The organism is Dyadobacter sp. 32 (genome assembly GCF_902506755.1).
Classification (GTDB): Bacteria; Bacteroidota; Bacteroidia; order Cytophagales; family Spirosomataceae; genus Dyadobacter.
This window is the reverse complement of the sequence record NZ_LR735258.1, coordinates 4,374,408-4,387,663: the sequence shown is the minus strand read 5'-3', so window position 1 is coordinate 4,387,663 and position 13,256 is coordinate 4,374,408. Positions and strand designations below refer to the sequence as shown.

10 protein-coding genes are annotated in these 13,256 nt (G+C 44.0%); 3 read left to right on the top strand and 7 right to left on the bottom strand.

Annotation, left to right across the window (positions count from 1 at the left end):
• Window positions 1-79: 79 nt before the first annotated feature.
• The 5 genes from DYADSP32_RS17755 to DYADSP32_RS17735 all read right to left on the bottom strand — a co-directional run bounded on the left by DYADSP32_RS17755 (window position 80) and on the right by DYADSP32_RS17735 (window position 5,345).
• A complete protein-coding gene (locus tag DYADSP32_RS17755; protein WP_149241495.1) occupies window positions 80-322 on the bottom strand; it encodes a hypothetical protein in 243 nt (80 codons plus the stop codon).
• Complete coding sequence (locus tag DYADSP32_RS17750; protein ID WP_149241496.1) at window positions 319-1,830, bottom strand: tyrosine-type recombinase/integrase; 1,512 nt, start codon at window positions 1,828-1,830, stop codon at window positions 319-321. The genes DYADSP32_RS17755 and DYADSP32_RS17750 overlap by 4 nt, the downstream gene beginning before the upstream one ends.
• Before the next feature lie 417 nt (window positions 1,831-2,247).
• Window positions 2,248-4,371 carry a VapE domain-containing protein gene (locus DYADSP32_RS17745; protein WP_414617877.1) on the bottom strand — a complete coding sequence of 708 codons (2,124 nt, stop codon included), beginning with the start codon at window positions 4,369-4,371 and terminating at the stop codon, window positions 2,248-2,250.
• A 1-nt stretch (window position 4,372) separates the two neighbouring features.
• On the bottom strand, window positions 4,373-4,996 hold the full coding sequence (locus DYADSP32_RS17740; RefSeq protein ID WP_149241497.1) for a hypothetical protein: 624 nt from the start codon (window positions 4,994-4,996) through the stop codon (window positions 4,373-4,375).
• A gap of 46 nt (window positions 4,997-5,042) precedes the next feature.
• On the bottom strand, window positions 5,043-5,345 hold the full coding sequence (locus tag DYADSP32_RS17735; protein ID WP_149241498.1) for a hypothetical protein: 303 nt from the start codon (window positions 5,343-5,345) through the stop codon (window positions 5,043-5,045).
• A gap of 100 nt (window positions 5,346-5,445) precedes the next feature.
• On the opposite strand from DYADSP32_RS17735, the gene DYADSP32_RS17730 reads away from it, so the two are divergent.
• The 3 genes from DYADSP32_RS17730 to DYADSP32_RS17720 all read left to right on the top strand — a co-directional run bounded on the left by DYADSP32_RS17730 (window position 5,446) and on the right by DYADSP32_RS17720 (window position 9,430).
• A complete protein-coding gene (locus DYADSP32_RS17730; protein ID WP_149241499.1) occupies window positions 5,446-5,811 on the top strand; it encodes a hypothetical protein in 366 nt (121 codons plus the stop codon).
• Window positions 5,812-6,519: 708 nt separating this feature from the next.
• A complete protein-coding gene (locus tag DYADSP32_RS17725; RefSeq protein WP_149241500.1) occupies window positions 6,520-7,653 on the top strand; it encodes a sialidase family protein in 1,134 nt (377 codons plus the stop codon).
• Between the two features lie 259 nt (window positions 7,654-7,912).
• Complete coding sequence (locus tag DYADSP32_RS17720; protein WP_414617876.1) at window positions 7,913-9,430, top strand: sulfatase-like hydrolase/transferase; 1,518 nt, start codon at window positions 7,913-7,915, stop codon at window positions 9,428-9,430.
• Window positions 9,431-9,625: 195 nt separating this feature from the next.
• Here the strand turns inward: DYADSP32_RS17720 and DYADSP32_RS17715 are convergent, their stop codons facing one another.
• The gene (locus DYADSP32_RS17715) at window positions 9,626-11,275 is read right to left on the bottom strand and encodes a hypothetical protein (RefSeq protein WP_149241502.1); all 1,650 of its coding nucleotides are present in this window, start codon (window positions 11,273-11,275) and stop codon (window positions 9,626-9,628) included.
• A 673-nt stretch (window positions 11,276-11,948) separates the two neighbouring features.
• Window positions 11,949-12,980, bottom strand: a complete 1,032-nt coding sequence (locus DYADSP32_RS17710) for a hypothetical protein (protein WP_149241503.1) — start codon at window positions 12,978-12,980, stop codon at window positions 11,949-11,951.
• Window positions 12,981-13,256: the final 276 nt, after the last annotated feature.

Sequence of the window (13,256 nt, the reverse complement as noted above, 5' to 3'; positions counted from 1 at the left end):
GTATAAATGAGTGTGTATTTATGTATAGGCTGGCGGTGTATATAAATGTGGCCACATATGGATATAGCCCATTGCTTGGTTAGTGCTGACCTGGATGCGGTGCGGTATTACAATTTTGGATCTTGAATTGCGCTAGAACCTCGGAAATGGTTTCTGCAAATTCCATATCGGTGTCGAATTGTTGCCGGAACTTGGAAAGGAATTGATACAGAATTTTAGTCTTGGTACGATCGGTCCAAAAGGTGGTATACTCATCGGCTAGTACAAATTCTGTTAGCTCGTCCAAAATGAATTTTGGTGTGTGCATCTGTCTGGTTCTCATATCACTTTGCGTTTGGTGAAGTTGAAAATGTACCTACTGAAAAGTAACAGGATCATGGCACAGCCGCCAATGAATTTCAAACTGTCGTTGCCGACTTCTGCGGATGCGTAGCGCAGGATGGCCATTGATGCAAGCAAGAGCATGACGGCAAACGACATGTCAATTTCCTTCATGCTGCCGTGGTGCTTGACACTCCGTACGATATCGGTGGATACTATTATCTCCTTGCGAAACCGCTCCACCAGTTCAAAAATTACGCGCGGGTTGCCGTTGGATTGTTCCCAAATGTGGTTTCGGAAAATTTCAAAATCTTCTATCTCAATGTCGTAGGCCAGTTTGTGAATTAACTCGAGTGAGTTCTGCCTGCTGAGATTTTCTATTCTGATCGTTTCAAAATTCCACAGGAATGATGATTTGTTTATAGGAATTTCGCGCGCAGATGTGAGAATAGTAAAATGATCTTTTAACTCTTCCAGGGCTTTGATCCCTTTTGGTGTGATCCGGTCGCAATTGTCGATGATCAATAGATATTCATGCTTTGCTACTGTACTGACCAGGGTTTTACAGAGCGCGGAAACGGAATCCCTTTGTAATTGGGTATCAAGTTTATCCAGATCGAAATCCCCGTAAACCATTTCATAGATCGTTTGCTTGTCATTCTGGTACAGGTAAATCAATGCGCCGATCAGGGTTTTCTTAATGTCTGTAAAATCGTCAAACCGTAAAATTTTCTTATCCGGGGTTATCTGATTCATCAAGTGCGTTTTGCCTATCCCAATTTTCCCCATCAATATCACATTGCAGTTCTTATTGATCAGTTCGGTTATCTGAAGCAGTTCAGCGTTTCGGCCAATGATAAAGTTGTTGATATCGTGTGATAGGTTGATTAGCGTTGCCCGTTTTGGCGCGACCAGGTAATTTTGAATGCGTTGCCATAGTCCAAGTTTTGGTTTCGTCATCGTGTCAATACGCTGTCGCAATATCTCGGTTGGGATGTGGGAATAGATCAGTGTGGTATCATATTTTTTGTGGCCCAAGATTTCTTTGATCTCATGCAGCTGCGCACCGCTGGATAATAGTTGTGTCGCACACGTATGACGTAATGCATGTGGATGCAGGTTTTTAAATTCCGGATCTTTCGCCCTTACCCGGTTGCAGGCGCTGTTCATCGCTTTGCGGTTTAAGTGTCCTTCGCGTGTTGGGTGAGGAAATAGCCACGCGTCTGGTGTGGTGTCTTTTAAGGTTGTGACATATTCAGATAATGCCTGGTATAAACGATCAGAAATTGGAATTTTCCTGTGCTGTACATCATCCCGTTTTTTGAGGCTGCGTACGGTAATTGTCTTTTTTCGGAAATCGAAATTTGAGAACTGTAATGATACCGTTTCTGAAACTCGTAAACCACAATCCATCATAAGCAGGAAGGCGGTTTTGTATCGTATGTTGCTGACTGTCAATAATAACTTGTCGGATTTCCTCTTGTCAAGATAGTGTATTTCGGATTCCATAGTTTGTTTTTATTTTTTGGTACAGAAAAATGCGATTTCATCTTACCATCTTACCTGTTTGCTTGTAAATATTTGATAATCAAAATATTATAACAGGTAACTTGAAAATCTTCATCTTACCTGATAAATCATCTTACCTGTTAGTTATGTAACCAAAATAGGCTTATCGGTTAGGTAGGATATGGTAAGATCAGGTAAGATAGGGTAAGATGGATTTTATTAGTTTAAGTAACTGATAATAAGTGAGTTATTTCGTTCAGGTAAGATAGGTAAGATGGTTTTCCATTTTCGCCCCTTTTTTTCTTTTTTCTGCCCCATTTCGGTGAAATAAAATTATCATCGGGGGGTACGGGGGGGTGACCAAATATCTATTTTGTCGCCTTCGTCGAACCTGCCATTAGGCGACAAATCGCCAGGTCATGGAGGTTTAGTACTAAAATCGTTGAGTTTTACACACCAGTAGCCGTAACGGTCTGTTTTTGAGTCTTTTACGCGTATAAATCCGCAGATTGGCATTGCCCGGCCAATCATTACTTTGCTGAGCCGCAAAGAAGAATGGATTTGCAGGTACTGCAGCACGTCCGTTGCCGTCATAAATGTTGCAAATGCGTCTGCGCTGTCGGATGCACGTAAAAGCGTGGGTATGATTTCGGCTTCGGCGCTTCGCTGCTGGAACTTGTTGTTACGGCTCTCGTTCTCGGCGATTTCAGCCGGGTTCATATCCGCCTGAAAACTGGATTTGTAAAGGTTGTAAGCCTGCGACCACACTTTGTTGATATCTACGGCCTGGCGATATCCCCAATCAATTTTATGAATTTCAAAGCATAGCCACCGGACCGAGCCCGTTTCGTCGGTAAGAAATTCGGCCATATTCGTGGAGCCGATAAAATTGGAAATGCGCGGGATGATTGAATTTTTCCGGTCGTAAGGCAAACGCTCGTTGATGCAGTCCTTTGAAAAAAGCGCTTTCAGGCTGTTGATTTCGTGCCTTGCAAGGCTGCTCAACTCGTCCAGGTTGATCAGAAAATTTTTGACCAGCGCTATTCGACTGTCCTTATCGTCGCTGATATTTTCAGCAATGTAGCTGGATAGGGCAGGGGGGCACAGGTAACGGCAAAAGGTTGTTTTGCCGGAATTTTGCTTGCTGTGTACCAAAATGAACGCCTGCTTGTTGAAGTAACCCGGCTCAAACGCACATTTCACGCAACGAACGAGCCATTTTTTAAACTGGACGTGCAGCTGCGTAGGTTGCTCTGCATGGAGGTGCGAGGCTAGGATCCCGATGTGGTCTTCGTTGTCCCATTTTGGCAAGTTCTCGAAATAGGATGTTACAGGGTTGAAGTGTGGTACAAAATCGGATTTCAGAATACAGATCAGCTTATCCATGCCGACTTTAATGCCGGCCTTGTTCATAGTTACAAATAGCTGATTTTCATTTACTACGGAAAACGCTTTTGCGTTTTTCTTACTGTATTCGATATCAAGCGAAACCGTGTTGTAACGAAAATCGTAGTACTTACTCAGGAAATCTTCTGATTGGTGAAAGATGGTATAAATTTCCAGAGGCTTATCGGTTTCCTCCTGAACGTTCGAAACGGAGGCTCTGGCGACGATCTGTTCAAAATCCTGTGGTTGGTTCTTTTGAAAATAGTCCGTAACATCTTCCTTTTCATTCGGCAGGTTTACAATTTTCCAGCCGGTGGCGCTTGAAAGTTTATCTGCAAATCGTCGACCTTCTGTATCCGGATCGTAAACTATAAAAATCTCCTTGGCGAGGCCGGAGATTAATTTTATCTGTTCTTTGGATGGAAGCCTGTTTTCTGATTGGAATGGGATTGAGTGATAATTCCTGGAAGTCATTACCAGGCAATCTTTCTCCCCGGCCACGACAAAGAGCCGGTCGGGCGTGTAGTCGAGCGATTGAATCTGTTCCAGCCCGAAAATATCGTTTGCTCTTTGATCCTTAAAGCCAAACTTCTTTGGCTGAACATTTTCTATGTACGGGAAATAGACCTTAATCCTATCTCCAATCGAATAGCAAATTGCAAGCTGTTTAAGTTTTTTATAGTCAAACTTGCAGTGTGAGCCTTTCCGGGTAATAAACTCGTGAAATTTGACCTGGTTTACTTTGTACCGTTCCAATATGTCAGCGGACACCCCGATTTTAGAAAAGTAATCAAGGAGTTCGATTCTCTGCCGGTCGAAAGATATACGTATGTTCTTTGACTGGTTTACGCTTTTTGGCAATTGGAGTCCCAGATCATTTTGAATTTCCTGGATCAGCCTGTTGAAATCATTCTTGCAATCAATTTTTTTAAGGTCGGCCACAAACTGAAAGACATCGCCCTGATGCCCTGTGTTGTGGCTTTTGAACATCAATGTTCCGTCTTTTTCGTAAAAATTCAGGCTCGGGTTGTCGTCCTTCTCAGCAAACGGAGATTTGTAGTTTTGAACCCGACCTGGTTCGTACCCAGGCATATAGAACTTTACGATATCAGATACCGAAACCTGATTTAAAAGTTGTACTTTTATGCTGTTCATATTACTTATGAGTTAAGTTATTCAGATGGGCGTTGCTGGCGGGCACGTCCATTTTTGCTTTGTACAGTAGGTTGTTAATTGCTTCGTGAATAGCGTTTTGCTCCTTTTGACGGCTGTTCAGGTATTCGTTGAATCCTTTGGAAGCGGAGATGTATTCGGTAGGTGTAATCTCGTTGGAAGCGTACTTTCTAGCAGACAGCTCGGCTGCAAGTCGGTTAAGTGAATCCAGTACCTTCCGGGCCTCGTATTCGGCTATCCGGTTCAGAATCGTCAGGCGATCCGACTGCAAGCTGTTTTTCAAATCGGTGGCTTGTGCTGCCGATTGCTGACGAATTGCTTCCGAACGGGTTTTTGTTGCGTGATTCAAGCGGATTTCCTGTAAAGGGGCAGAAAGATTCATACTCATCGTGAAGCCACCGGCGAACGGCGAATAGCCCGGTGAGGGCAAATAGGATAACCAGCGGAATCGCTTGGTTTGTGAAAGTTCGATGAGTTGCGTTTGCAGCTGTGAGCTGAAATAACGGTCAACGGCTTTCTCTAAATCCGGCTGATCAGGAACTGGGAAATCCTGCGCGTTACCGCAGGAGGCGGCCAGCCATAGGCTGATAGTGAACAATTTCATCATAGGATAATTAGTTTGATGATGCGGTTTTATTCAAAACGAATAAAATTCATTTCGCCAATCCGAGCCTTTGGGCACGAGCGCGTAGAGTTTGCTCTTTGATAGCAGCATGTTTTTCTTCATCGTAGAAGAATCCTCGTTCAATCGTATATCCTATACCGTAATGTTCGTACAGGAATGAAATGTCGGAGGTTAAATCCATGAAATTTTCCTTCTTTAACCGTGTCAGGACGTTGCTATGCGTGATTTTCCAGCGATCCTGTAAGGCGTCGGTAAGCTGTTTTTTGGGAAAGGAAACTTTAAGGTCCTCTTTCCAGAGTTTCCAGAACCGTGTTGGTGTGTAAGTTGCCATTGAAATTCAATAATGTTTGTTGATATTTAATACCAAGTTACGAAAAACAATAATGAATTTTATTCATAATGAATAAAAAAATATTCAAAATAAATAAAGAATGCATGTAGGTAAAGCGATTAGAGACTTCATTGAAAAGCAACCAGATGGCATACCCGGAGCTGCAAAAAAGCTCGATTACACGGTGCAATCGTTATATCCGATCTTTCGGAAGGCGAACGTTAACACCGCGTTTCTTCAAAAAATCGCCGATGCATACGGGGTGAATCCATTAAACTTCATGACTGCATACCCCGAAGTTGAACCCGAATTGAAGAAATGGAGTGAGGACGGGCCGGAGTATAAGAGTACAGACCTGGAAGCAGCACGCAGGCGAATAGCAGTGCTGGAAGCGGAGAAAAAAGGCCTTGAAGAGCAAATAAAGCTACTTCGGGAGATGGTAGATGTATTAAAATCACGCAGCTGACTGCGACAAAAATTGCGACAAAATCATGGAATTAATATTGCGACAAACACATTTTTATCTAACCTCTTGGCTCTCAGGGGCTATTTTAGATGGTAGTGGCCAATCCGTCCATCACCACCTGAATATAAGGCTGTTACAAATTAGTTTGTGACAGCCTTTTTTCTTGTCGTAGACAAGCGTAAAAATGAATGTAAATATAAATTGCTTTCTCCGCTTTGGTAAAATTGTAATACAATGATGTTAATTATTGACTGTTATAGCATTTAATTACTACAATAATATCCCTTCTATCGCAATCAAATACGCGTCGTAAGTTTGCTGAAAACGGTTGTTTCAGGTGTTTAAATGCAGGTCTCCGCTTTAATTTCTGTTTCACCAGTAATAGGTAATTTTGGTAGGGGGTAATATAGTGTTATTCATTCTCTTCGTGAGTCCTTTTTTCAATTTTTGACCCACGTTCATCTGGACATGGTTCAAAAATGCGTTTTTCTACTCAGGTTTGTAACCTGGATTATTTACTTACGAGCAGATGGACCTATCCACCTCTTTAAGTCAATGGCTCATGGTTTGCTAACTTCCAGTGCAACTCACGACATCCCAGTCCATCATTTGTAATTTGAAGCCAAAAACCTTTGCTTTGATAGCCCAATACCTGGTAACAATCGTTTATAAGATATCAAAATGTAATTTTTTACAACTAAAAAACCTATGAGGCTAACTGCTGTTATCATTTCCCTCTCCCTCGCGCTGGCTGTTTCGTCGTTTACATATCCTTATTTAACTGATAACAAGGGCCCGGGTGATGTGTTACCCGCGAAGGCGGTTGCCGGTGAGGGGGCACTCCTGAGTGCGGAACTGATCTACCCGCTCGAAAACCGCCCAACGCCCGAAACACATGCGTCTACGATTGTAGAGACTCCCAAAGGCATGGTAGCTGCATTTTTCTCGGGCACACGCGAAAGTAATCCGGATGTGGGTATAAGGGTTTCACGTCTTGAGAATGGTAAATGGACCTGGCCTGAGGAAGTTGCCAACGGGGTGATCAACGAATCTTTGCGCTATCCCTGCTGGAATCCGGTACTGTTCCTGCCCAAAGGAGGGCCGTTGATGCTTTTTTACAAAGTGGGGCCGAGTCCAACGACCTGGTGGGGGATGCTGATGACATCAACCGATCATGGAAAAACCTGGTCGAAACCCGAAAAACTAGGCAATGATCCTAAAATCGGACATCTGCTGGGGCCGGTAAAAAACAAACCGGTTCAGTTGCGTGACGGTACGATCATCTGTCCTACCAGTATCGAGTTTGAGAAAAACAAGGTTCAGGATTGGATGGTGTATTTTGAAGTCAGTAAAGACAAAGGGAAAACCTGGCAGGTGATAGGTCCTATCCACGACGGGGTGGAGTTTGATGCCATACAACCCAGTGTATTGTTGCATGGAGGAAAGCGTCTGCAGATTGTGTGCCGTACCAAACAAAACGTCCTGTCTCAAAGCTGGTCGGAAGACAATGGCAAAACCTGGGGCAAAATGACGGCCCTGGATTTGCCCAATCCCAATAGCGGAACAGATGCCGTTACTTTGAAGGATGGACGCCAGTTGCTGGTATATAACCACAGCACCAAAAACGGCCCGGAACCAAAAGGACGCAATATCCTGAACGTAGCCATATCCAAAGATGGGATCAACTGGAAACCGGTGATGACGCTTGAAAATGAGCCCATGAAAGCCGGCTATGCTTATCCTGCCGTCATTCAGGCCAAGGATGGCAAAGTTCACATTACTTATACCTACAACCGGCAATCGATTAAGTATGCCGTAGTAGATCCCGGCAAATTGCAATAGCCTGTGCCTTGGACACGGCTGATATCGTAAAAATTTCGGCCCTTTGCTTACGCATGGGGCCGAAATTTTATACCGACCTGCCCGCCGGGATGAAAAAATCAGTGCGTTTGGTAATGAGGGAGTACTTTACCGTATTAATTTAAAAAAAGGGAAAAATAAGGTAAAATGGCGTTTTGTCTTTCAACAGACAGTCATTTCCCATTTTAAATGTCGAAATTCAAGCTCCTGTTTCTGACGAGAACAAACACCTTTCCAAGTGATGAGAATTGCCTTTGGCCAAATTACCCGGAAATTTCACCGCAGCCTGTTTACGATGATGCTACAAAAACTGATTCGCGCTTTTCAATTACCGGTTATACTGGGGCTTGCCGTGATGCTCGGAGGGAGCAGACCGGACAACCCGAAACCGGAAAAACGAAGCAAGCCAAATATCATTCTGATATTCACAGATGACCAGCGGTACAACACCATTCATGCTTTGGGTAACAGCCAGGTGATCACGCCGAATCTGGACGGGTTGGTACAAGACGGCACCACTTTCACCCATACCTTTAACATGGGTGCCTGGCATGGGGCAGTTTGTGTAGCTAGCCGCGCTATGTTGCTCACAGGTATGTCCGTTTGGAATGCGAAAAAACAGGAAGCAAACTACGCATCACTTGTAGCAGCGAACGGATTCTGGCCACAGCAATTGAAGCAGGCTGGATATGAAACATACATGACGGGAAAATGGCACGTTGCTACGGATGCCCGGAAGTTGTTCGACCATGCCAGCCACATAAGGCCGGGAATGCCAAACCAAACACCGCAGGGATACAACAGACCACTTTCCAGGCTGGACACGACCTGGCAACCCTGGAAAGAAGAGTATGGCGGATTCTGGAAGGGCGGCAAACACTGGAGTGAAGTATTGGCTGATGATGCGGTAGGATATATCGAGGATGCTTCGAAAAAGGAAACTCCGTTCTTCATGTATCTGGCCTACAATGCGCCGCACGATCCCCGGCAGGCACCCAAAAGATGGCTAGATAAATATCCGGTCGATCAGATAAAATTACCTGTCAGCTATCTCGACGATTATCCTTTCAAAACAGAAATGGGATGCGGAACGGATCTGCGGGATGAGCAACTGGCCCCTTTTCCCAGGACGCCTTATGCTGTCAGGAAAAGTATTCAGGAGTATTATGCCAGTATTTCCTACATGGATGAACAAGTGGGGAGAGTCCTGGATGCCTTGCGAGAGAGTGGTAAACTGGACAACACCTTCATCCTGTTTACCTCCGACCATGGACTGTCGGTCGGTCACCATGGGCTTATGGGCAAGCAAAGCATGTTCGACCACAGCATGCGTCCCCCATTGATCATCAGTGGTCCGGGTATTCCTAAGGGTGCTAAGCGGGACCAGAATGTCTACCTGCAGGACGCCATGGCGACCGCCTATGAGCTGGCCGGGATCCACAAACCTGAACATGTATTTTTCAACAGCCTGATGCCCATCATCAGGGACGCAAAAAGAGCAAGTTCCTACCGCAGCATTTATGGCTGCTACATGCATACGCAACGTATGGTCCGGACAGACAGATACAAAATGATCATTTATCCGGCTGCAAACAAAATCTTACTATTCGATTTACAGCGTGATCCGGAAGAGATGAATGATATTTTTGCCAGGTCGTCCAGCAAAAACATTCTCAAAGACCTGAAAATAAGAATGCTGGAGCAACAGAAAATCTTGCACGATGAGCTGGATCTTTCTGCTTTTTTGAACAGGATTTAATTGTAAAAACAGAGCGGAGCAGCCCGTTTGTTGCTATCCCGACGAAGCGGCGGAGCTGAAAATTTTACCCAAATCTTCTGAATGCTATGATGATGCGAAAAAGCGGGTAACTCGTATTTCTGAGTTACCCGGGTGGGACTACTTCCGGTTCGTTTGGGATAAACTTTTCGAAAAGGGCAATTGTCTTGTCGTCAATTACCTAACTATGGCAATGGAATAAGACTTTGAACTTCCTCCTGGCTGTATCATTTGTACAATGTAATTTCCATTAGGTAAATCCGATATGGGTATTCCATTCCTGAATATCGATTTATCCGTTGTGTTTACCGATTTTGCGATCCAGCCATTGGTGGTTCTGATGTCGACCCTATTCGTCAGCAAAAGGTCGTTGTCCGAAGCTTTTACATGTAAGGTTGACGATACGGGGTTCGGGAACAGAATGTTTTCTCCTTTCACAGACACTTGGATAATCTTACTATAAGCATACGATTGGTCAAGATCAACAAGTTTCAAACGATAGTAATTTATACCGGAGGGTGCATTTTCGTCCACATACTTGTAGGTTTTAGTTTTGTCAGAAACTTGCTTCGTTAGTACAAATTCTATTGTTTCCCACTTTTTTGCATCATCACTTCTCATCACCTGGAATCCGTCAAAATTTGTTTCAGACGTAGTGATCCAGGTCAGCAGCGGTTTTCCTTCGGAAAGTTTGCCGTCAAAGGAAGCGAGTGTTACCGGTAGAATACTCTGTTCAATGGCAAAAAAGCTCCCCGACATGAGGTCGAGTCCGCCCGTTCCGGCATCCGGCGTGTTTGTTGGGGTGGTATTTAAAGAAAGGAAATCAGTCGTAATATCACCTGGGAAAATGGCCAGCCCGTAAACCGGTGTATTTACCCCGATTCCCAAATCCGAAAGGGAGAAAAAAATACCGGCAACCTTCTGGGTGGCGGGTGGGCCGGCCGAGTTTCCGGACATCCCTACCAGCTCCTTCGGATTAATATTACCGCTACCCTCTGCACCCATGAATACAACGGTACTGATGTCTGGCCCGGCAGCGGTTCCCCATGCATTGCTGGCGACGGAGACAATTGAGCCAAGAGATGCTACGTCCCCGTTGATATCCAGGCCGGTAATTGCTGCCACTTTAAACGCATCATTACCCCCTCTCTCATTCACGAGCACACCCATGTTAGCTAAGTTTGCTGCATTAGAGGTCTCCATACCAGGCGCATAAATCAAGTCTACACGCTCTATGTTGTTTCCTGATTCTGCAAGCGAAGTTCCCTGGCTTCCGACGTTTCCCGTCCCGTAATTGGAAAAGATATTATCGGATCCATAGGACAGAGAAAAATTATTCAATGCAGCTTCCATGGTGTAAATGGCCGCAGGTTTAATGAAAATATCCAGGTCGCCATTATCACGAACATTATACTGCTCTGTTCCCCCCGCCGTTCGAACAGACGAGTATTCGAAAAAGCCAGAGAAACGGTTTCCTGTATATGCAGGGTTGTCTTTTCGTTGAATATTGATTTTTGTAAATGGGGTGGTGGGTGACGCAGATACCCGGCTAAATGTTTTCCCCCCGGCGACGAACCCCGTAGCAATGGATGTCGTAGCAGCGGAGGATGGGTAGGAGGTTCCGAAGAAGGAAGAAAAATTTCTGTTATCCCGCGTAATGTGCGTATTGTACACCGTAGGATTGATCGGGATATATCCGGTTGCCGTAAAGTCGGATGGTGTTGAGGCGTTCGGTTGCGTTGTGTAGGCTGTGACCGGGGTCTGAGACGCCGCGTCAGTCAAAGCAAGTAAACAAGCGAAAAATAGAGTAGTAGTAAGTTTGGCCATCGTATTTAATTTAAGTTTGAGAAGGAAGTTCTGGCAATCAATTGTGAATAATCGTTCAATGTTTAGAATTATTTCTAGTTGTTAGGTGCTGACGAAGTTATTAAAAAGTTTATTTTTTTGAAACCAAAATTCTATTGATAATCAAAATTTGTGGGTGATGATTAGCTAAATTTGGGGGTGTGGGTTAATTAAATTTAGCTGTTTAATATTGCCCCTGATCCCGACGCATCATTCACATCCAGCACCCTCTGGCAGGAATTCAAAGGCACCGCGCATGGTTTTGACGGACTCTTTGTAAAGCCGATCAGGAAAAGATCCACGTGATCGAAAAGCGGGTTCTCAAGTTTTGTGAGGAGTAAGCTACCCACCGCAACGTCAGCTCCAGCAACTACTTGAACGGGGCAAATGGGCTGCAAGCTACCCGATGGGCCAAAACAGAGGCGATGCGCCGGAACATTTGTTACCTGAACGCAGAGCTAACTTTGAATGAAGCTGATCTGGCTAAGTTTGATTTTAAAGAGAAGATCTATGTTAGTGGGATGGATTATTTGCCGTTAAGGATAGGTAATAATTTTAGTTGAGGGCAGTGACAAAGGCGTTGCTGGTGCAGGTGTAAAAAGAGGGCAATTCATTTAAATGAATTGCCCTCTTTTACTTAGAAACTACAAACCAACTATGGGTTTTTCACTAATATCGAGCTGAGATAGGAATTTTTAGAGACATCTGTTAAATAAACTGGCTGCTCATTTTTCCAATATAAGCCTACCCCGTTTGAACCAATGTAAGTTCCACCGACGATATAAATATCGTTGTTGAATGCCGAAATACCCACCCCAACTAATCCACCATTAAGAGCTATCGGTTTTCCATTTTTCCAATATTTAGCTGCATTCAAAGTCCCGATATCTTCTTTGCCTGCGATATACACATCATTGCCAACAATTGTGATGTCATTGGCCTCGGAGTAATTTTTGCCATCGGTAAGTGGTATCTCGACTCCATTTTTCCAGCATTTCGCTATCTGGATTGATCCGGCATTTTCATTGCCGACCATATTGCTTTCAATTCCCACAACGTAGACATCATCACCTAAAACAGCAATTGCGTTGGCAATGGCAGGCTTGGTTCCGTCGGTGAGCTTAAAAGACTTTCCATTTTTCCAATACGTAGCTACTGTGACCGTTCCATTCCAGAAACTACCAGCAGCATATATATCACTTCCAGATGGCAACACTGCTCTCGCCCACCCGCCAATAGAGTTTTCAAGAGTCACAGCTTCGCCATTTTTCCAATAGGTAGCATAAGAATAGTTCGCATGGTCCACCCCTTGACCTGCTATATAAACATCATTGCCTGAAACAGCAACATCACTTAAAAAACTAGGTCTCAACTTCGCAAAGTCAACTAATTTACCATTTTTCCAATGTACGCCTACGGCTTGGCTCTTTTGATCATTTACCCATCCAACTACATGCACATCATTTCCAGATACTGCAATGGCTGTCGGGTAGACAAGTGTTGGAGAAGTCAATAAACGTACTGATTTTCCATTTTTCCAATATTGACCGGTAAACAGTCCATTTGATTCTTCCACACCGGTTATGTATACATCTGGCCCAGGCTCGATTTGGTGGTCAACCAGCGTGCATGATATTGAAAAGAGGGAAACAATGAAGAGAGATAAGTAAACGGAGATTTTTTTCATTTGGGGAGGTGATGGTTGTGGTGGGTATTAAATTAAGATATCTAATTTTTCTAGATTTCCTTCAACAAATCTATGCGTATATTGGACATTTTCAAAATAATTGTAACCATATTTTAACAACTGGAAAATAAAGTAATAAGATTATCAAAAGGCTTACATGATCTCGCCACGACTGTTGTAGCACCGATTCTAGAAGATATTCACGTCCTTTCTAACCCCGAAAATGACCGCCTTTTTTTATGCCTACCCAGCGAACAGTTTCAAAACCGGCTTTAC